Below are 20,985 nucleotides of genomic sequence, written 5' to 3'. Positions count from 1 at the left end.
AAACTGGAGGTGACAAAATGCAACATTTAAAAATTATTTTGTACACTACTCCCACGTGTCCATATTGCAAAAAAGCAAAAAAATATTTTAAACAACTTGGATTAAAGTTCAAAGAAATTGATGTCTCTAAGGATCAAAGAGGAGCAGAAAGAATGTATAAAAAGTCAGGTCAGCTTGGCGTTCCAGTAATCGAAATAGGGAATCAGGTAGTTGTTGGGTTTGATAAATCAAAAATTGATAGAATTCTTGGGATTAATTAAACAAAAGGCAGGTGGTTCCTGCCTTTTGTTCCAAAATACTGGGGGGATAAAATGATAAAACAGTTTTTAAAAAATCTACAAAAAGGTTGTCCTGTTATCCGATTAATAGAGAGGTTCAAAATGAAAAAACTTAAACTGAAAATTTTAAAAAGAGAGTGATATTGTGAAAAAAAGAATATTAACTCTTATATTTTCACTTTTATCACTCATTTCTTTTTCCTACAACTACACTTTGCATGATTTAGCAATAGCAAATAAAGTCTCCCAGATTGAAAAAAAACCACTTTTGATATATTTTGCTTCTCCAGAGTGTATATATTGCAAAAAGTTTGAGTCTGAGGTGTTGTCTAATAAAGTATTTCAGACTATTTTACGGGGAAGCTATGTCTTTGTAAAAATAACACCTGACAATAACATTACAGAATTCTTTGGAAAAGAATACACAAATCGAGAACTTTTTGCACTTTTTGGTGTAAGAGGCACTCCAACTTTTGTGTTCTGGAATAATAATCAAGTAATAACGAGTGTCCCTGGATACATGCCAGAGGATATTTTTATAAAAGCTCTACGTTATATACTTAGATTTATATACAGTAACATAAAAATTAGTTTTGAAGAATATTCAAAAGCAGCTGATGAATTCTACGGAATACCAAAAATTATAACAGTCTCAAAAGATGAAGCTGACTTTATATTGAAAAATGATAAAAATGCTGTATTTATTTCTACACTTTCTGAAAAAGACGATAAGTTTGCCCTGTATATAACTGAAGATAACCAGATCGCAAACAAATTAATTAAATCTGGAGTCATTAGAGTTTTGCTAATTAATAACAAATAACCAGGGTGTGAAAAATTGATACAACTATACAAAGATGTTAGTTTCTGGACAGCTTTAGTTCATGGGTTTATCGCTTTTTTTAGTCCATGTATTATTCCATTAATTCCCGCTTTTCTTGGGATTCTATTTACAGCCGAAAGAAAAATACTTAAAATTTTTGGCTTTTTTATAGGTTTCTCACTTCTTTTCGCTATTATCGGCATTTTTTCGGGTCAATTAGGTTTCATATTAGGTAGTTATAGTAATATAATCAACTATGTACTTGGCGGATTAATTATTCTAATGGGAATACTTTATTTATTAAAGTTACAACTAATTAGACAAGTGCAAATTGATATATGGAAATTCAAAGGCGGCGGATTTATAACAGGAATAATATTTGGTGGTTCAATTGCAATTATCTGGATCCCGTGTAGTAGCCCTGTATTGGGTTCTATACTTTCAATTGCAGCAAGCGGAAATGCTATCAAAGGAGGTTTTCTCTTATTTGTATATTCAATTGGTATATCTATTCCTTTTCTAACCATAGGAACATCCATTTCAAAAATATTAACATATAAGTTTGGAAAACCAATCTGGGAAAATTTACTAAGAATTTTAGGGGCTTTTTTCATAATATTCTCAGGAATATTAATTTTCTTTGGAAAAATAGGAGTATAATATAGAAAGGAGGGCATCCGGAAAATCCGGAGTGAAATTATGGCAAAAGCAAATTTAAAATGGTATGGTGGTATGCTGTTTTACTCTAAAACAACGTCAGGTCATGACATTGTTATCGACTCAAGTGAAAACGTTGGAGGAAAAGATGCGGGTTTAAGACCAAAGGAGCTTATTCTTTACTCTCTTATGGGGTGTACAGGGATGGACATAATATCCCTTTTAAAAAAGATGAGAGTTATTGATCAGCTTGAAAATTTCCATCTCGAAGTAGACTATGAAACGGCAAGTGAGCATCCAAAAGTCTACACGAAAATTCACTTAAAATATATATTTAAATTCAACGGGGAACCTCCAAAAGACAAAGTAGAAAAAGCTGTTGGACTTTCTCAGGAGAAATATTGCGCAGTTTCCGCAATGCTTCAAAAAGCCATACCTTCATTTACCCATGAAATCATCTACGAATAAGGTGAAACCATATGGCTGATTATCCCCTTCAATACAATAATCCTGGTTCTGAGGTCATTTTAAAAACAAAACGAGGTTATCCAAGAGTTGGCGCGACCCCGGATGATACCGGGGTTAATTTTGCTTTGTTTTCAAGAAATGCAAAAAGAGTTATTCTGGAATTGTACCAAAATTATTACGATGACACACCATCTCACAGGTTTGAGCTTGACCCTGTTTACAATAAAACAGGAGATATATGGCACATTTATATATACGGTGTAAAACATGGTCAATATTATGGATGGCGAGTGGATGGGGATTATGACCCTGAAAACGGCAAACGCTTTAATGCAAACAAATTATTGGTAGATCCGTATGCCAAAGCTGTTTCGAGCTCTTTTGACTGGGACGAGAGTTCTGTTTACGGTTATGATAAAAATTCTCCACTACTTGATTTATCTTTCTCTAAAGAAAATTCTGCCAAAAGTCCTACAAAATCAATTGTAATAGATGATTCAAAATACGACTGGGGAAATGATAAGCAACTTCACATCCCCTGGGAAGAAACAATAATCTATGAAATGCACGTAAGGCTTTTTACAATAAGTCCTACATCAAAGGTACGTTTCCCTGGAACTTTTATGGGAATATTGGAAAAGCTGGATCACCTCAAAGAACTTGGAATAACAACTATAGAGTTAATGCCTATATTTGAATTTAACGTGAACGCCAACACCAAAATAAATCCAAAAACAGGGGAAAAGCTAAAAGATATATGGGGCTATAATCCTTTATGTTTCTTCGCTGTAACAGGTAACTATTCAGTCGGTTTAAAACTCGGAGAACAGGTTTTTCTGTTTAAAGATTTCGTAAAAGAATTGCACAAAAATGGATTCGAGGTTATATTAGATGTTGTTTACAACCATACAGGAGAAGGTAACGAATTGGGACCCACTTTATCATTCAGGGGCATTGACAATGAGATCTACTACATGCTCAATCCAAACAATAAAAGATATTACTTAAACTACTCAGGTTGTGGAAATACCCTGAATTGTAACCACCCTGTTGTAAAGGAAATGATAATCGACAGTTTAAGATATTGGGCAACGGAAATGCATGTTGATGGATTTAGATTTGATCTTGCCGCCATCCTTGGAAGAACACCTGAAGGCAAATGGATAGGAGATTTATCCCTTTTAAAGGACATTTCAGAAGATCCCATTCTACACAACTTAAAATTAATAGCAGAAGGCTGGGACGCAGCTGGTGGATACTTTCTCGGTGAATTCCCTGAAGGCTGGGCTGAATGGAATGGGCAATATAGAGACGTTGTTAGAAAATTTGTTAGAGGTGATGAAGGCATTGTAACAGATCTTGCAACCAGAATCACTGGAAGCCAGGATTTATATGGAAGACGCATGCCCCATGCAAGTATTAATTTCATTACTTGCCATGATGGATTTACATTGAGAGATTTAGTATCGTACAACTTTAAACATAATGAAGAAAATGGAGAGAACAACCAAGATGGCACTGACGAAAATTTCAGCTTTAACTATGGCGTCGAAGGAGATACTGATGATCCAGAAATAATAAAAATAAGAAAACAGCAAATCAAAAACTTCGTTACAATATTAATGGTGTCTCACGGCACACCTATGATTCTTATGGGAGACGAAATGTTTCGCACACAAAAAGGAAACAACAATGCCTATTGTATAGATAACGAAACTACATGGGTGGATTGGAGCTTAAAGGAAAAACATTACGACATATTCAGATTTTTTAAAAAGATGATCGAGTTCAGAAAAAAACATCACTCCCTTAGAAGAAAACATTTCTTCACAGGCTTAGACCTTTCAGGGGATGGTATTCCAGACATAACCTGGCATGGTGTAAAACCGTTTCAGCCAGACTGGAGCTATTCTTCTCACTCAATTGCCTTTATGATAAGTGGTACAGACTTTTTATGCAAAGACGTTCCACCAGACAATGACATATACGTTATACTCAATCAATGGCGAGAACCTTTAAAATTTATTCTACCATTTATACACGAAAAAACCTGGTACAGGGTCGTCGACACTTCTAAAGACTCTCCTTATGATTTTCTTGATGAACCTGAGCAGGTAGGTTATGTTTACATAGCACAGCCACGAAGTTCTGTAATTCTTATAAGTAAATAACCAGTATATAAACGCTTATATCTTACCATTCTAATTCTTTGCCATTATACTCAAAAAATTTTCCTGTATCATTCATTGTAAGATTTTCTATAACATTAATTATTCCTTTGGCCGACTCCTCCGGAGTAAGTGGTGCTTCCATTCCACCCATATCTGTTTTTACCCACCCTGGATGAATTGAAATAACTACTATGTTATCCTTAACAAGGTATTGTGAAAGAAGTTTAGTGACCATATTAAGTGCAGCTTTTGATAAAGAATAACTATAACTAACACCACCAGTTGCATGGTTTATTGAACCTAAAATGGAGTCTATATTCACAATTTTAGCTTTCGTATATATCTTTCCTCTCCTATAAAGTTCCTGGATCAAAAATAAAGCTCCAAGGGTATTAACTTTAAAAGAGTAGATAAAATTTTCATATGGTAAATTCGGAAATTTATCTCTAAGAAGGATTCCAGCATTGTTTATAATAACGTTAATCTTATACTCTAAACGCTCAGAAAAATTTGCTATTGAATCACTATCTGAAACATCCAATTTTTTTACAACTAGTTTCTTCCCCTCTTCCATCAATAAATTCAAACTTTCGGCCCTCACATTTCTTATAGCTGCAATAACCCTATAACCTTTTTTCAACACTTCTCTTGTTAAAGCTAATCCTATCCCCCTATTAGCACCAGTAATAAGCCAATTCATAAACTCACCTTCCAACAACCCCATCTAATTTCACATTATATCCGTATTTTTTTACAATTTCTATAACATCTTCAATATTTGCTTCAGCTATATTAGAAATATCATGTATGGTTAGTCCGGCATTTTCTATTGCTTCTGATAAATGCTGCAGAACTTTTTCTATTCTTACCGTTTTTCCAATTGTAGCTCTTATTTTCAGTAATCTGTACGTTTTTTCTATTCTCTCAAGTTGCCCTTTACATAATCTCAATCCAAAATTAGGATTTTTCTTAATCTGGTTCTGTAATGTTTCTTTATCAAAAGGAATCAAATCAACGGGAGTTACCGCATAAAGTGTGGCCATTCTTTTACCCGTTTCAAATACAGCACTCTCTCCACAAAATTCCCCCGGCTTTACAAGCGAAAGAAAAATTTCTCTATCACCTGAAAATTTAACAGCTTTCACATAACCATTCACAACTAAAAATCCCTGCTTTGCCACGTCTCCTTCCAAAACCAGGATGGTTTTCGCTGGTAAATGCAGTCCTATTTTTGCAAATATATCCAGAATAAAATTCTCTTTTCCTCCTCTTATAAATTTCAACAAATAATGATAAGAAAGATTATTTTTATATTTTTCAAGGGGAAGTTTTCTAACAAGAAGCTCCATCCTGTCAGGAGAGAGCATTATACTTGCAAGAGTTTGCCATATTAAAAATTCTTTCTTTAAATCATCAGGCATCGATATTCCAAGACATTTCGAAGAAATACTAAGTGCTGATTTATAATCTTCCTCAAAAAATTTTTTCTTCATAAACAAATAGTCAGAAAATAATTTATCATTCAGGAAATAAGCGCCTGGATGTTTTCTCAAAAAAGTTCTCATTACATCTTCTCGTGTTTCACTTACTTCAAAATTTCCAGTAAGTTCTGAATCAATAATCAAAAGTCTATTGCTAATAGATCTAAGCATCAATAGAATAGTTTCTGAAATATTCTCAATATCGAGAATTTCGCAGGGCTCTATTAAAGAAATTACACTATCTTCACTAACCTTTACATCTTCACACGCACTTTTATTCAGAAGGGACCATTCACCAAACGTTGCATAATCAAAGGCTTCTTCGCTTTGCCATAATTTTACTGAAACACTTCCTTCTAAAAGTATGAATATTTCTTCTGGTTTTTCCCCCACCCTGTAAAGATATTTTCCCGCAGGAAAAGTTTCTACCCTCATAAAATTCATCCCTCTTTTTTCAATTTGCAAACTTATCCTTCAAAGAAGTTCTAAAAGCTATAAATTCTGGCAATTTTTCAAGTTCTTGTGGAAAATCCTCATAATTTTTTATTACTATCACAGGACTTCCCAGATCCACAAACGCATCCAATGCTTCTACATCTTTATTATTCATCCTTACACAACCGTGTGAAATCCTGCGGCCTATTTCCCATGGTTTTGAAGTTCCATGAATGCCGTAAGTTGGATCAGAAAACTGCAAATACCTGGTACCAAGTCCGTTTATAGGTGAACTTGGTGGGATATACTCTCCATACCAATACAAAGCTGGATCTATTCTTTTATCGTAAATCCAATAATTTCCTGGAGGCATCGCATCACTTCTTCCGATAGCAACAGGAAACACCTTTACAAGTTTGCCAGCATAGTAAACTGCCAGTCTGGAAGTTGAAAGGTTGACAACCACCGTTGTTAGACCTTCTGTAAATTGAACAATACCTATTTTTATTTTCATTCCAGGATAAATTTTATCTGGATCTTCAAGGTTATTTATTATCTGTAAATCAGCTGTTCTTACTCCATATTTAGTTGCTATTTCCCATAAATTCTCCCCGCGTTGCACTTTGTGAATTCCTTTTATTTGCACAACATAAGGAGTTGAATCTCCGCGCAGATATGTTGTATACCCTGCCAGTGTAAATAATTTATATTCTACTCTCTTTACTCTATTATTTGGAAGTTTAAAGAAAATCCGCAGTATATTAATCCCTTCTCCTCTTTTCTTATCTGTAAATAATATCTTAACCCCATCAGCCTCAAAATGCATAAGCTCTAAATCGTCAACATACGCTTTAAAAATATTCAGATTACTTTCCACAGAAACTGTCATAGAAAGATCATCTGGATTGGTCAAAACTTTTATTTTTATACCCGATTTAAAATCATTAAGGTATAATATAGGTTTAGAAACACTCCCAAAAATAATATTACCGTTAACATTTGTACCGTAAACTATTGGTATCAACCAATCAGAATTCATGTTTGGAATAGAATATAAATTATCCTTTTTGTGTTTTGCTATTTGAAAACCTGTAGGGCCATAAACATAAACTCTGGGTAGTGTTTTAGTTTCATAGTAAGGTATTACCTCCAGTGTAACTCCTGTAGAAGTTACACTTTCAATTGTTATTTTATGCGCAGAAAATGCAATTATAACACTTATTGCTATTAGCATTATAATCAGAATCCTTTTCAATATATCTACCCTCCTCGTAACTTAAAAAAATGAACCATGCTAAAATATTTACACTTTCACAATAAGGTCTATATTTTTATTATAACATCTTATGTTAAAATAATAATTGTTATCTTATAACTAAAAACATATGCTTATAACCTTGAAAATTATCCCTGATTATATCTGATTTTAGAAATTTTTATAAGGAGAGAAAAAAGTTGTTAGAGTTATTTTTAACCTTTGCAGGAATTGGGTTTCTCGCTTTTGGTGGAGGATGGTCTGTTTTAGGAATCATTCAGGATACAGTCATTCAAAAAGGATGGTTAACCAGAGTTGAATTTAAAGAAATTATCTCTGTTGCCCAAATGACACCAGGTCCTGTACTGCTAAATACAGCTACCTATGTAGGTCTTAAAATTCACGGTATTGTTGGGGCTTTATTAACCACAAGTGCCGTACTAATCTCTCCAATAATTTTTACTTCGTTGCTCTTTGTATTTAGAAATCAAATAATAAAAAATAAAAGATTAATCTCAGCTCTAAAATACGGTGTTACTTTTCTTATAATGGTAACTTTACAATCTTTGTTACTTAAAATAGATAGTACTATTTCTTTAGTAATCGCCTTTATCTCTTTTATGTTCTTTATCAAAACTAAAATGGATCCCATATACATTATTTTGTTGTCCGGAATAGTGGGAATAATCGCTCTGCAATAAGTATTCCATACGCCATTCCAAGAAAACTAAAAAGAAAATCCCAGATGCTTGATACTCTTCCAAAATACGGTTGTACTATTTCTAAAAGTCCTGGTATAACACCAAAAAGCCAGGAGTATTTGCTAAATCCAAGAAAGCCAAAAAAACCTATTGGAATATACGCTAATATATGATAAGTTTTGTCCTGGTTAGGATAGCTGTCCATTTGTAACGGAATAAAAGAGGCTATTGCCACAACCATGGCAATAGCCACAAATATTATTCTATAAATCATTTGTCTTTTTCTTTTAACTTTTTCACTATAAATGATGCTACATGCACCCCTTTCGTACCTCTTCCAAATCCTGCGTCCATACCACTTTCAATTGCTAAGTCATTGACTATTTGAGTCCCACCTGCTATCAAAAGTATTTTATCACGAATACCTTTTTCAATGGCTAATTCATGCAATCGCTTCATATTTTTTACATGAACATCATTATGTGTAATGATCATAGAAGCAAGTATAGCTTTTGCTCCTGTTTCAATTGCTGCGTCTATCATTTTCTCAGGTGGAACACTTGTTCCAAGATAAGTGTACTTTATGCCGTATTTTTCTATACCACCATGTTTTATATCAAGAATTTCTCTCAATCCAACTGAATGTTCATCATTTCCAACTGTACCAGCAACAACATGTATAGGATTGTTTTTCACAAATTCAAAAATTTCCTCTTCAGGAAGCGTTTCAGGTTTTTCAGGAAGTTCAAGTTTATCAATTTCTATTTCAAACGGAACTCTGGCCTTTATTTCTAAATAAGTTCCTTCTGATGGATGTAAAACAGTTTTACTTATTACAGCAGGTTCTTCTAAACCTAAACGCTCACATAATGTTATTGCTGCAGCTTCTGCCAGCTCTTCAGGTAGTGCAAATGTCATATCTAATTGAATCCACCCGTCGGCGAACCATTCAACTTCTGGTTTTATAACGTTTCTATTTTTCATGTCTCGGACTTTCTCAAGTCTCAAGTTTACATTATCTGTTTCATCAAGTTCATCAATAAATTGAATTTTTTCTGGATTATGCAGAGTACATCCACCTATTAAATCACATGGCTTTTCAACTTTTTCCGGTAAATTGTTATATCCAAAATGTTCACATACAGGTGCCATATAATCAGACTCTCGCGGTACCACAGTCCCGGCAGCTATTTCTCCATCCTTTTTCCTGGCAATTCCATCTCCAATTCGTTCCGGGTAATAACCATTGTCAACAAACATTCCCGCTTCTAAAGCCTCAAAGTAACCTCCCATATCTATTATTTCCTCTAACATCAAGATAGCTCTCATTTTAAGTTCTCTTACTCGCTCTCTTATTTTTTGTTCATCTATTTTTATATACTCTTTCATTCCATCAAGAGCTATAAGAGTATGCTTGGCTGTTTCAACACCACGAATTGAGTTTACATGCCATGGTACATTTCTTCCTTCGTCAGGTGTTATTGTAGATTGTAAGTCAGCAGAAGTAAGTCTTGAAATAAGTGTATTAAGCACGTGAATTCTTGTAGCATCAAAAAGATCAGATTCAATGTATCTTGTATTCATCTGGGCCCTAAACTTAAATCCGTCAAACAATTCTCGTAAAGCAACAGCATACGGCAAGTTATATCTAAATTCAGGCATCGGTGCAACAACCGGTGGAACTGTAGAGAGGGCTATATACTCTTTCTTCATTCCTGCTTTAAGAGAGTACATACAGTTTATAGCGTGCTGCACCAGAAGTTCCGGCATCACAGTCCAGGCAAGTTTTGCGGAAGCGTTCGCGTTATGCGCTCCATCAATCTGCAACATATTCGCCCACGCCATTATTTTTTTAGCAACAGCTGCATCAACAAAAGACCTTATGGGATTTATACCTCTGTAAAGCACGTTATACTGTGGGTCCTGGTGCGCTCCATTTACACCTTCTTCGGCAAATAAAACCGCTATTTCTGGACCTGCTACTCCGGATACGTAACTGTGGAAATTGATAGGTCGTCCAACCTCGTCTTCTATTAAATCTAACGCCTTCCTTGTAGCACGAAGTTGTTTCCTTGTAATTGGTATTCCTCCAACACCTTCTGGTGTTCCTTCTATAAGACCATCATAATGGGATTGACCAAGAGTTCTTATAACCATTATATGATCTGCCCCGTGCCACGCCGCCATTCTCATTCTTCTAATATCATCTTCAAACCTTCCTGAAGCAATTTCTGAAGTTATGACAACTTCAGGTTGCGGATCTATATTTCCAAAATAATGTGCAGCGGGAAGTGGCACACTATTTTTTAAATCTTCACTAACCTGATAATACTCATAATCTCCTATCTTTGTGCCTTCTTTCAATCTTTTTCTCCACGTCCATCCTCTTCTTCTTGGACGGTATTTATCCAGATCCTTTAATATTTCATCTATATCAATTGGTTTATCAGGCTTTAGCATCATTTTTCACCCCTTTGAAAATCCTGTCTACATCTTCCCAGTATTTTCCAGCAATTAGTTCTCTACCTGCGGTTAACACATCTAAGTTTTTTTCTCTGGCTATTCTCCATACTATATGACCTGCTCCTTTTCCCAGCAAACCTTTTTGAAAGATCATATCAACAAGTTTTGTTGATTCCATACTGTTAAATCCCATTCTTAAAAGCACTGATCTTTCTACAGATGGTGAAGTATGAGTTCTGGCAAGTTCGATCAATGGATCAACCACTTTTTCTACAAGGTGCCAGAAATATTCGTTTAATTCTTTATCTGACATCTTTTGAAGATGTTTACTTCTAACCTCAAAATCATCTTTACGTGGTTTCAAATCATTCACCTCCAAGTATTTCTTCTATGAAATTATTAATTTTCTCGGGAGTTGTATTTGTATCTTCCGCCATAAATTCTATTTCCTCTTTTGTAAAGTCTTTTTTTCCATATCTCTTTATAACCTCTTTTACATAACTTTTTCTTATATTATCCATATTAAGTTCTATATATGCGATTTGCGACGGATGTTGAGGTATCACTATTCTTTTCCCAGGTAAATCTTCTGCTACAGGATCTCCTCTCTTTATCTCCATCCCCATTTTTCTGGCAAATGTAAGTTGAGCAGATGGGAGTTTTCCAGCACCAGTATACTCTGTTTCATTTACAACAATAACTTTATCTTCTTCCATCTCGAGCGCTAATGCAAAAGCAGCAGCTAAAGATGTGTTACCAGCAGGTCCCCTTTGAATTCCTTCAAGCTGAGCTAACATCTCAGTTATGTAAAATACCTCTCCCTGTGTAACCAGAAGATATCTATCCATATATCTTAAAGCTCTTGCAGCATTTTTGGGAACATCCGATCTATCCGGAAAGGTAACAAAAGGTATTCCAAAACCAGTGTGTCCCGTTGTAAAATATTTCCTATTAAAATCTTTATCACTTGCCATATGAAGCCCTCGCAAATTAACACTTGCAGCTATCACCTGAGTATCAACTGCGCCAGCCTTTTTTAGACCACGGGCTGTTCCTGTTAATATTCCACCACCAGCGTGGGTAATAACAACAGCATCAGGATATCTTCCTGTTATTTCCTTTGCTTGAACTGCTATCTCATAACCCAGTGTTTCTACACCTGCAATTGCATATGGTGTATAAAGCGACGCATTAAAATACCCTGTTTCTTCAAGCAATACGAGCGTATAATAAAAAAGTTCTGGCCCAACTGTAAGCTGAACAACTTCTGCTCCATAAGCCTCACATGCTCTTGCCTTTTCAAGAATTTCTGGTTGACCTATCCATTTGCTATCATAACATTCCTGGACTATTATACATTTTAGGCCCCTTTTAGCAGCTTGTGATGCTACAGCAGCCCCATAGTTTCCACTTGTGGCTGCAATAACACCTTTATATCCAAGTTTTTGCGCGTGATAAATGCTCACAGAAGCTCTTCTATCTTTATAGCTTCCAGATGGATTTGTGGCTTCATCCTTTACAAATATTCGGGCCCCTTTACCTTTAGGAGCTATTTTCTTTATAAGTTTATTTATTTGCTTAAGCTCGACAAGTGGTGTATTCCCCACACCTGTTTCTTTCTGAATCTCTTTTACTGTTTCTATATCGTATCCCACTTCGTCCATCATTTTGTTATAATCAAATGCTATCTCGCTGCTTATAAATTTTTTATAATCTATCCCGACAGCTTTTTTCATTATTTCATTCTTTCTCGACATTACTGCATCATAAGATACATCACGCATTGTTATCACCTTCTAAAATCTTTCTAAGTTCCAATCCAACATTAATGAGTTCTGGTACTGGTTCACCAAAATTATGCTCATACACAGGATTAATTGAAACCAGAGTTCCTTTCACTATCCTGCCTGTTAATGTTCTTATCTCAACTATATCACCTTCTATTGCACTTTCATTTAACAAAAAACCTTTAACTCTCATTTCAAAAGGAACCTTTTTAGTATCATCTGGAAGTGGCGCTGTTCGCTCTTCTGGTTTTAAAATGGTCTTCTGTATTTGCACCCAATCACCTTTTCTGGCTTTCATGTAAATCACCTCTGTACTTACTTTATTGAAAGAATTGAACGCGGAACAGGTAAATCAGCCATACATTTTAGTCCTGATTGTGCTCCTATCACAATTGGAATCATATTTGTTGCTATTGCTATTGTAGCTTTACCACCTGGTATCTCCGGCTTTATCGCCAGTTTAATATCTGGATCACCGTAAATCTCTATATAATCTCCTGTTTCAACTCCTTCAAGGTGTGGATGAATTTGCTGTGGATGCTGCATTTCTATAACAACATCATTCCCTATATAAGCCTTTGCCGAATGATTACACCCCGCTACCATTCCAGGTTTTACTTCTACCACTGGCGTTTCTCTATGAACTTTTGAAATAATTGGTTTTCTTTCTTCTTCCACTCTATCTATATTCCATCCCAGCGCCCGGGCAATCATCATAATACTTTGTGGAAAACCTATGTGTCCCACTATTTTTCCACTTTTCAATCCTTCTTCAAACTCTTCAGGTGTGGTACCTACTCCTTGTGTTTCCATTACCGTTTTACCAAAAGGAGATAGGTCGTTGATTCTTCTTGCAACAATTTTATCAACCTTGTTACACACCCCTGTTAAAGAAATTATCAATGTATCAAGAACAAAACCAGGATTTACACCAGTTCCAAGTACAGTAACACCGTATCTTCGTGCGAGACTATCAATGTAAAGTGATTCTTCGGTGTGAGAATCGAATGGATAAGCCATTTCTTCTGCTATTGTTATAACGTTTGCGTGAGATTTTATAGAATATTCTATTTGAGGGAGTACTTCTTTCACAAAAGAAGATGTTGCAATCACAACAAGATCAGGATTGGTTTTTTCTATAACATCTGGCGTTTCACTTATTGTCACTCCGCAATTACCTGTTCCCAGAATTTCTCCTATGTCTTTCCCGGAAAGTGCAGGATTATTATCAATTGCTCCAACAAGTTTCATATAACCACTTTCCACTATGTTTTTCGCAATGCCTTTTCCCATAGCTCCAAGACCCCAACTCACTATTCTCATTTTATTCTTCCTCCTTTGATTAAAATTTAGAATATCCCATCTTTTATGTTATCATGTTCATCGAAACTTTTCCAACCTATTTAAATTCAATTAATTTTACGTAAAAAAGACAAATTAAAATAAACCATATTATACTCCTTTATACATAACTATGCGTAAGTATAATCATACATACACCTATTTATTCAAAAAATAGGTGAAACGCTAACCTCAACAATCTCGCCAGCACTCGCTAACTCTCGCCAAATTAAGATTCCTCACCTCCTACGCTCCTCGGAATGACAACCTTTTTTGTCATCCTGAGCGTAGCGAAGGATCTTGCTTTTTACCAACCTTGCTAACTCTCGCTAACCTCGCCAATCTCGCCAATCTTGCTAACCTCGCCAACACTCGCCAACCTCGCTAATTTGTATCCACTCTACATCTATATATCTATAATATGTTATAATCTCAACGAACCTGAAAACGTGTAGATATATGGTGGGATTATGAAAATAACAATTCATACTGAAATATTAAGAGAGGCTATAAATCACATAGACAAAATATGTGGAAGCATTGAACCTTCTGTAAGATACGTGGGATTTTCATATAATAGAGGTTATCTTACACTTTATGGAACAGATGGTTGCCTTTCTGTAAGAATCCCTGTTGGAAAAATTAATCCTACTACACTTTCTTTTAACGCTTCATTAGACATTTTAAAAGCATTTCTGCAGGATCTTTCCGGAGAAATTTCTCTTTACTCGGATGGAAATTATATCGTTTTAAAAGCTCGAAGCGAAAGTATAAAATTAAAGGTTGATACCTTTAAATTTACTTCGTTTGAAGACAGAGCAGAACATCTTGGAAGTATTCACACAGGCTCTTTTGTAAATGATTTAGATTTTGTATCTGCTCATCTTGAAGAAGGAAGTATGATAGACATATTTTTTCACGACTTCCTCAAAATGGCCGCAGAACACAACTCTATAATATGTTATACTCGCCGAGAAATGTTAAAATTCTCAAGAACCTTAGCCTGGAGCGTTCCCTACTTCTCAGTGCGTCACATTGTAAAATCATTCAAAAAATTACCTCAAAAAGAATTACATTTTGGTATGGGAATTAATCATCTTGTATTTAAATCAAAATATACGTATAACCTGTGTGGAGAAAACATTTCTGAAAACTTTACCAGATTAGATCTACTTGAAAATGAAATAAAAAATGCTTTTTTTATAGCTTCATCAAATTTAAAAATGTTAAGGCATTTTCTAAGAAGATCAATGATACTTGGAAAATATACACACGTCAAAATAGCAGGCAAAAATGATAAATTGATATTTTATTCATCAAAAAATGGTCTGGAATATAAAGGAATAATAAAAACAGCTGTGAAAAAAACTTTTTATACTGAAGTGCCCGCATATTTTTTCAGGAGTGTTTTGAATAGAATTGGAGGCGAAAATATTAAAATTGCCCTGGGAGATAAATTTTTAATAGTTACCACCAGTCAACATAAAAGATATATATTTTTGCCTTTACTATGATTCTTCTAATTTCGAAAGCGTTCTCAATACATTTTTAAAATCTTCTGGCAGTGGAGCTGTAAAAATAACTTTTTCCTTGGTGGAAGGATGATAAAACGATAATCTTAAAGCGTGTAACATTTGACGCCTTACATTGTATATTTCATCTTTTTTTCCTTTTCCGTATAATTCATCTCCAAGCAAAGGATTTCCCATATATTTCATATGAACCCTTATTTGATGAGTTCTTCCTGTCTTGGGATAAGCAAAAACAAGGGAGGCTATATTTGAAAATCTTCTGATTACTTTAAAATAAGTAACGGCTGGTTTTCCCCATTCAAGTGCTGCCATTTTTGTTCTAAGAACCGGATTTCTCGCAAGAGAAACCTCTATAGCTCCATAGTCTTTTTTAACATTCCCATGAACAACAGCAGCGTATACTTTTTCAGTAACTCTATCCTTGAACTGCTGGGAAAGACTCTGGTGAGCTTTATCGTTTTTTGCAACAACAATTACTCCGCTCGTGTCTTTATCAAGTCTGTGTACAATTCCTGGTCTGAGTTCTCCTCCTATTCCCTGTAAATCCTTACAATGAAACAATATCGCGTTAACTAAGGTTCCTGTAGTTACTGAAGGAGTAGGATGAGTTATTATTCCGGGAGCTTTGTTGATTACTATTATATCTTTATCCTCGTATATTATCGATAATGGTATATTCTCAGGAAGAATTTCCACCTTCTCCGGTTTTTCTGGAAGATTCAAGGTAATTATATCCCCAATCTTCACCCTGTAACTCGGTTTCTTCTTCCTGCCATTCACTGTTACTTCTCCATTTTTTATCGCCTTTTGAATAAATGTTCTTGAAATCCAGTCCGGCGATTTCTCCTGGACGTACCTGTCGAGTCTCCAGCTTTCTTCCCTTGATGTTACTATTAAGTTCAACATCTCCCCTCCATAAAACCGTGAAAGAAATCCCTATTCCTCCAAGAAGAATAAAAAAATCCGCAAGATTGTATATGGTAGGCCAATAAGGCATAGTTATAAAATCCACAACATATCCAAAACGTATTCTATCAACTATATTACCCAGCGAACCGCCCACAATAAAACCTATAAACATATTTGAAGTAAAAGAAAGTTTCTTAAACAACGGTACAATTGACACCAGGATAGTTACAATTAACGTTAAATATATCACTATCTCCCTTGCATTTGCCAGAAGCCCAAAAGCTATTCCTTTGTTTGTGGCATAAGTTAAATAAAAAAAACCAAAAAAAATCTTCTCTGGTTTAAAACGCCAAAATTCTGTTGCCAGATATTTTGTTATTTGATCTAAGACAAAAGATATTGTAACCCAAAACAAAAAACCACCTCTTCCTTACAACTTCTGGTAAATAAAAGGCGACACAACAGTAAGTCCTATCTGTTTGTAATTAAAAATTCTCTCTGTGCTACCTACAAACAATAACCCTCCCGAACGTAAAGACTCTGCAAATTTTTTATACAAAATCTCTTTTGCATGAAGTTCAAAATATATAACCACATTTCTACATATTATTATGTCAAAATCTTTCTCAAATGGATCCTGCAAAAGATTATGTTGTTTAAATTTCACCCTTGCCTTAACAGAAGGTTTAACCATAAATTTTCCAGAATCAAGTAATTCGAAATATTTATTTATATAAGATTGCGGTGTACTTACCAGTGATCTTTCCTCATATTTTCCAAGTCTTGCCTTATTTAAAACGCCTATATCAAGATCAGTAGCCAATACTTTTGCTCCTATGGGGGCTTTAAGTTCCTCTAAAAGTATAGCAAGAGAATACGGCTCCTCTCCAGAAGAACAACCAGCACTCCACGCTTTAAACTTATTTTTTCTTTCAGATAACAATTTGGGAAGAAATCGATCCCTTAATTCCCACCATTTTTCCGGGTTTCTAAAAAATTCTGTAACATTTATTGTCAACCTATCAAAAAATTCCTCTTTCTTCTTATTATCTTTTAAAAGTAATTCGTAATATTCCTTATACGATGATAGACTATATTTTCTAATTAACATCTCTATTCTTCTCTTGACCCGGTGTGGCTTATAACCAGTTAAATCCAGTCCAAAACTTTCTTTCACTTTCTTAATAAACCACTCGAATTCTTCAACTGGAAACTCTTTAATTTCACCAAATTGAGAACCCAAGTTTGAAAATTGCCTTTTTTTTCTGAACTCTTCCAAAGACATATAATTCACCCCATTTCAATACCGTTTCAAAAAACTCATTTGTTAAAAATAAATAATTTTCACCTGAATTTACAACAAAGCCAAATACTCCTCTTGAGGGAACTAAATACAATCCAATAGTCTCAGTTTCCACATGAAAAGCTACTTCAAAACCATATTCATCAAAATAAAAAATAATACTATCATATCCTGCTCCATAAACTGTAGCTGTTGAATTTTCTTCGTAAAAAAAGAACATTTTGTTATATTTCATGCTTACATTAAAAAAGTCATTTCCCAAAAGCAAACTAAAATATGGAGATGAAAAATATTGAAACTCATTATAAAAACCAGTAAAACCCCACTGCAAATTTAATCCTTTCTCGTAAGGATTTACAAAAGTAGAAAATGGTATATTTTTATGAAAGTACCCATATTGTACCATGTACAAATCTGAGTCCAAAGAAAAATATAATTCTGGGTTCTCAGGGTATAATAGAATAATGCCCTGTCTCCACTCTACTTCTATTTCATAAAGGAGCAGGGCATCAACTTTCCAGAAAGAAACGTTTTGACGTATACTGAATCCATAATTTTGACCAAATGGCGAAACCCAGAATAAAAATGTGTTGGAAAAAGACAAAATTACTATTAATAACGTTAGAAAAAGAAATATCCTTCTCATCCTTCAAGTTTAGCCATTATTTCCTCCATTTCTGCATCATCTATATCAAAATTAGCGTAAACTTCCTGAACATCATCATTGTCTTCCAGAATACTTATAAGCTTCAAAACTTTTTCAGCATCCGAACCTGTTATATGTACAGTATTTTTGGGAATAAATGTTATCTTGGCTTCACCTTCATAACCATTCTGGGCAAGTGTTTCTTTAACACTTGTTAAAGTATCAGGGGTGGTTAATACCTGTACAGGATCATCTTCTATAATGTCTTCCGCTCCTGCATCAATAGCAAGCATAGCAAACTCTTCAAAATCGGCTATTTTCTCCTTTGGTATTTCTATTACACCTTTTCTATCGAAAAGCCATGCAACTGACCCACTTTCCGCAAGCGATCCACCATGCTTACTTAAAAGATGTCTTAATTCCTGAGCAGTTCTATTTTTGTTATCTGTCATTGCATAAATATAAAGTGCAACTCCAGCTGGTGCATAAGCTTCGTATATTATTTCCTGGTAATCTACGCCTTCTAATTCCCCTGTTCCTTTTTTTATGGATTTTTCAATAGTATCTTTTGGCATATTAGCAGCTCTTGCTCTTTCAATTACAGCCCTTAACCTCGGGTTACTTTCAGGATCTCCTCCGCCTTCTCTTGCTGCAACTATTATTTCTCTTATTAACTTGGTAAATATTTTAGATCTTTTAGCATCCTGGGCCGCTTTTCTGTGTTTAATATTAGCCCATTTGTTATGTCCAGACATCCTTCTATACCTCCTTTAAAAACTTTACACCTCTAATTATAACATATTACCTTTTTTCGCCAGGTACTATAACTTTATCTACTATTCCATATTCTCTGGCTTCCTCTGCTGTCATAAAGAAGTCACGATCCGTGTCTTTTTCTATTTTTTCGATAGGCTGCCCTGTGTGATAGCTTAATATCTCATTTATTCTATTTTTTATTCTGAGCAATTCTTTGGCAAGTATTTCAACATCTTTTGCTGGACCTTCAGCTCCACCGAGTGGTTGATGAATCATTATTCTACTGTTGGGAAGTGCAAATCTCTTACCTTTTGCACCACCTGCAAGTAAAACAGCACCCATTGAAGCAGCCTGACCAATACATATAGTTGCAATATCACATTTTACATATTGCATTGTATCATAAACAGCGAGCCCCGCACTTACAGATCCTCCTGGAGAGTTTATATACAACTGAATATCTTTATCGGGATCTTCCGCTTCTAAAAACAATAGTTGTGCAACAACCAGATTAGCAACGTGATCATCTATTGCGCTTCCCAGAAATATTATTCTATCTTTTAAAAGTCTTGAATATATATCATAAGCTCTCTCATAACGACCTGTACTTTCCACAACCATAGGAACATATTGGTCTAAAAACTCACTGTTCTTTTTCATTTTCCTCACCTTCTTTGTTATCCTTATCCACGTCTACTACCTCTTTTTCAACTTTTTCTGCTATTACATCGAGGATTTTATCGACAAATATTGTATTTTCAACTTCTTTTCTAATATCAGCTCTTTCTTTCACCAGCACTTTTGCTCTCTCAACACTTATCCCCCAATAAGGAGCTAATATTTCCGCATAACTATCCAATTCTTCATCTGTAACCTCTTTTTTTATTTCATTTTCTTTTGCTATTTTGTCAAGTGCAAGCTCTTTTTTCAAATCATGCAAATAGTATTCTTTTAATTCTTTCAAAGCTTCTTCTTCGTTATTATATTTCTTGACAAAGTTTTCAAAGCTGTTTTCTTCCTTCATATTTGCAACTATTAATCTCACTGCATAGTCTATTGTCTTTTCAGAAATATCAAGCTCTGTAGCATCAGGTAGCAGCGAAAGAATCTGTTCTCTAATGGACTGTTTGGTTTCTGATTCGTAAATTTGCTCTCCTTCTTCTCTTAATTTATTTTTTAAAGCTTCCACTGTTTCAAGATGCATTTCAGAAAGAGTCGTTTTTACAAACTCGTCAGTAATTTCTGGAAGATTGCGATTGTATATTTCTAAAATTTCTATTTTATAATGGTAACTCAATTTTTTCCCTTCTTCAGAAACATCGAATTCTCTATCAAATTCTACAATATCGCCTTTTTTATGTCCCACAACATTCGTTACTATTGGACGTTCATCATCTTTATACAAAACATATTCGTCTTCCTTTTCTTTGATAAGCTCTTTCCCCGTGTCGTTAGATAAGATAGTAACTTTTACTTTTACAAGATCTTCATAATCAGCTTCTCCATCTTTGGGTTCTAATATTGCGTTTTCTTCCTGGAATGTTTTAAGTCTAAACTCCACGTAATTATCAAGTACCTGTTCCTTGTTTGTAACTTTCACTTTTATTTTCTCATAATCTATTGTAATTTCTGGTTTTTTGTGTAAATAAACTACAATCTTTGCTTCATCAGCGTTTACTGTACTTTCAGCTATTTCTGGAACGAGAAGTAAATTCTCCCCTTTAACTGAATTGTATATATTATCTATAAGTTTTTCAAAAACGAATATTTCATAAAACGACTTCCCAAATCTTGTTTTAAAAACTGATTTAGGAACTCTTCCTCTTCTAAATCCTTCTATAGTATATTTTTGATTTAATTCATTTGTAACTCTTCTCTCGGCTATTTCTATTTCCTGCTTGCTAAAAACATATTCTTTCGTCACAACATTTTTATCTATGCCTAACTCCTTAATATCCATCTGTGCACCTCCTTGAGAT

At 34.6% G+C, this 20,985-nt stretch carries 22 protein-coding genes and 1 pseudogene; 7 read left to right on the top strand and 16 right to left on the bottom strand.

Annotation, left to right across the window (positions count from 1 at the left end; genetic code table 11):
• Positions 1-17: 17 nt before the first annotated feature.
• The 5 genes from JYK00_RS04270 to glgX all read left to right on the top strand — a co-directional run bounded on the left by JYK00_RS04270 (position 18) and on the right by glgX (position 4,397).
• Positions 18-260 carry a glutaredoxin family protein gene (locus tag JYK00_RS04270; RefSeq protein ID WP_207567447.1) on the top strand — a complete coding sequence of 81 codons (243 nt, stop codon included), beginning with the start codon at positions 18-20 and terminating at the stop codon, positions 258-260.
• 163 nt (positions 261-423) lie between these two features.
• Complete coding sequence (locus JYK00_RS04265; RefSeq protein ID WP_207567446.1) at positions 424-1,101, top strand: thioredoxin family protein; 678 nt, start codon at positions 424-426, stop codon at positions 1,099-1,101.
• A 15-nt stretch (positions 1,102-1,116) separates the two neighbouring features.
• The gene (locus JYK00_RS04260) at positions 1,117-1,761 is read left to right on the top strand and encodes a cytochrome c biogenesis CcdA family protein (protein WP_207567445.1); all 645 of its coding nucleotides are present in this window, start codon (positions 1,117-1,119) and stop codon (positions 1,759-1,761) included.
• Between the two features lie 39 nt (positions 1,762-1,800).
• Positions 1,801-2,226, top strand: coding sequence for an OsmC family protein (locus JYK00_RS04255; protein WP_207567444.1), 426 nt, complete (start codon positions 1,801-1,803; stop codon positions 2,224-2,226).
• 11 nt (positions 2,227-2,237) lie between these two features.
• A complete protein-coding gene (gene glgX / locus JYK00_RS04250) occupies positions 2,238-4,397 on the top strand; it encodes a glycogen debranching protein GlgX (protein ID WP_207567443.1) in 2,160 nt (719 codons plus the stop codon).
• Positions 4,398-4,419: 22 nt separating this feature from the next.
• Here glgX and JYK00_RS04245 read toward each other — a convergent pair whose 3' ends face one another.
• Genes JYK00_RS04245 through JYK00_RS04235 form a run of 3 tightly spaced genes read right to left on the bottom strand, consistent with a single transcriptional unit; the run spans position 4,420 to position 7,568 of the window.
• Positions 4,420-5,097 carry an SDR family oxidoreductase gene (locus JYK00_RS04245; RefSeq protein WP_207567442.1) on the bottom strand — a complete coding sequence of 226 codons (678 nt, stop codon included), beginning with the start codon at positions 5,095-5,097 and terminating at the stop codon, positions 4,420-4,422.
• A gap of 4 nt (positions 5,098-5,101) precedes the next feature.
• Positions 5,102-6,313: a cyclic nucleotide-binding domain-containing protein gene (locus tag JYK00_RS04240; RefSeq protein WP_207567441.1), complete on the bottom strand. Its 1,212-nt coding sequence runs from the start codon at positions 6,311-6,313 to the stop codon at positions 5,102-5,104.
• Between the two features lie 19 nt (positions 6,314-6,332).
• The gene (locus JYK00_RS04235; protein ID WP_228288208.1) at positions 6,333-7,568 is read right to left on the bottom strand and encodes a L,D-transpeptidase family protein; all 1,236 of its coding nucleotides are present in this window, start codon (positions 7,566-7,568) and stop codon (positions 6,333-6,335) included.
• A gap of 200 nt (positions 7,569-7,768) precedes the next feature.
• On the opposite strand from JYK00_RS04235, the gene JYK00_RS04230 reads away from it, so the two are divergent.
• Positions 7,769-8,269 carry a chromate transporter gene (locus JYK00_RS04230; RefSeq protein WP_207567440.1) on the top strand — a complete coding sequence of 167 codons (501 nt, stop codon included), beginning with the start codon at positions 7,769-7,771 and terminating at the stop codon, positions 8,267-8,269.
• Here JYK00_RS04230 and JYK00_RS04225 read toward each other — a convergent pair.
• The 6 genes from JYK00_RS04225 to ord are packed head-to-tail and all read right to left on the bottom strand — an operon-like array spanning position 8,226 to position 13,842.
• A complete protein-coding gene (locus JYK00_RS04225; RefSeq protein WP_207567439.1) occupies positions 8,226-8,543 on the bottom strand; it encodes a VanZ family protein in 318 nt (105 codons plus the stop codon). The two genes, JYK00_RS04230 and JYK00_RS04225, sit on opposite strands and share 44 nt — an antisense overlap.
• A complete protein-coding gene (gene oraE, locus JYK00_RS04220; RefSeq protein ID WP_228288207.1) occupies positions 8,540-10,732 on the bottom strand; it encodes a D-ornithine 4,5-aminomutase subunit OraE in 2,193 nt (730 codons plus the stop codon). Before oraE ends, JYK00_RS04225 begins: the two co-directional genes overlap by 4 nt.
• On the bottom strand, positions 10,716-11,096 hold the full coding sequence (locus JYK00_RS04215; protein WP_207567438.1) for an ornithine aminomutase subunit alpha: 381 nt from the start codon (positions 11,094-11,096) through the stop codon (positions 10,716-10,718). The genes oraE and JYK00_RS04215 overlap by 17 nt, the downstream gene beginning before the upstream one ends.
• Before the next feature lies 1 nt (position 11,097).
• Entirely contained in the window at positions 11,098-12,516 is a 1,419-nt protein-coding gene (gene ortB / locus JYK00_RS04210) for a 2-amino-4-oxopentanoate thiolase subunit OrtB (protein WP_207567437.1), read from the bottom strand.
• Positions 12,509-12,817 carry a 2-amino-4-oxopentanoate thiolase subunit OrtA gene (gene ortA / locus JYK00_RS04205; RefSeq protein WP_207567436.1) on the bottom strand — a complete coding sequence of 103 codons (309 nt, stop codon included), beginning with the start codon at positions 12,815-12,817 and terminating at the stop codon, positions 12,509-12,511. The genes ortB and ortA overlap by 8 nt, the downstream gene beginning before the upstream one ends.
• Before the next feature lie 17 nt (positions 12,818-12,834).
• Complete coding sequence (gene ord, locus JYK00_RS04200) at positions 12,835-13,842, bottom strand: 2,4-diaminopentanoate dehydrogenase (RefSeq protein WP_207567435.1); 1,008 nt, start codon at positions 13,840-13,842, stop codon at positions 12,835-12,837.
• 488 nt (positions 13,843-14,330) lie between these two features.
• On the opposite strand from ord, the gene JYK00_RS04195 reads away from it, so the two are divergent.
• Positions 14,331-15,374, top strand: a complete 1,044-nt coding sequence (locus JYK00_RS04195) for a hypothetical protein (RefSeq protein WP_207567434.1) — start codon at positions 14,331-14,333, stop codon at positions 15,372-15,374.
• Here JYK00_RS04195 and JYK00_RS04190 read toward each other — a convergent pair.
• From JYK00_RS04190 to JYK00_RS04165, 7 genes and pseudogenes are all read right to left on the bottom strand, one after another.
• Positions 15,369-16,298, bottom strand: a complete 930-nt coding sequence (locus JYK00_RS04190) for an RluA family pseudouridine synthase (protein ID WP_207567433.1) — start codon at positions 16,296-16,298, stop codon at positions 15,369-15,371. The two genes, JYK00_RS04195 and JYK00_RS04190, sit on opposite strands and share 6 nt — an antisense overlap.
• A gap of 25 nt (positions 16,299-16,323) precedes the next feature.
• Positions 16,324-16,716, bottom strand: a pseudogene (gene lspA / locus JYK00_RS09780) (signal peptidase II); the annotation flags it as partial.
• A gap of 15 nt (positions 16,717-16,731) precedes the next feature.
• Positions 16,732-17,580 (bottom strand): CheR family methyltransferase, encoded by an 849-nt coding sequence (locus tag JYK00_RS04185; RefSeq protein WP_407701727.1) that lies wholly within the window; start codon positions 17,578-17,580, stop codon positions 16,732-16,734.
• Positions 17,525-18,250, bottom strand: a complete 726-nt coding sequence (locus tag JYK00_RS04180; RefSeq protein ID WP_207567431.1) for a hypothetical protein — start codon at positions 18,248-18,250, stop codon at positions 17,525-17,527. Before JYK00_RS04180 ends, JYK00_RS04185 begins: the two co-directional genes overlap by 56 nt.
• A complete protein-coding gene (locus JYK00_RS04175; RefSeq protein WP_207567430.1) occupies positions 18,247-19,005 on the bottom strand; it encodes a YebC/PmpR family DNA-binding transcriptional regulator in 759 nt (252 codons plus the stop codon). Before JYK00_RS04175 ends, JYK00_RS04180 begins: the two co-directional genes overlap by 4 nt.
• A 46-nt stretch (positions 19,006-19,051) precedes the next feature.
• Positions 19,052-19,666: an ATP-dependent Clp endopeptidase proteolytic subunit ClpP gene (gene clpP, locus JYK00_RS04170; protein ID WP_207567429.1), complete on the bottom strand. Its 615-nt coding sequence runs from the start codon at positions 19,664-19,666 to the stop codon at positions 19,052-19,054.
• Complete coding sequence (locus tag JYK00_RS04165) at positions 19,650-20,966, bottom strand: trigger factor (protein WP_207567428.1); 1,317 nt, start codon at positions 20,964-20,966, stop codon at positions 19,650-19,652. Before JYK00_RS04165 ends, clpP begins: the two co-directional genes overlap by 17 nt.
• Between the last annotated feature and the right edge of the window lie 19 nt (positions 20,967-20,985).

It is taken from the genome of Thermosipho ferrireducens, from assembly GCF_017358165.1.
GTDB lineage: Bacteria > Thermotogota > Thermotogae > Thermotogales > Fervidobacteriaceae > Thermosipho_B > Thermosipho_B ferrireducens.
Note: the sequence above shows the minus strand (reverse complement) of the source record. Positions and strands in the feature narration are given on the sequence as shown.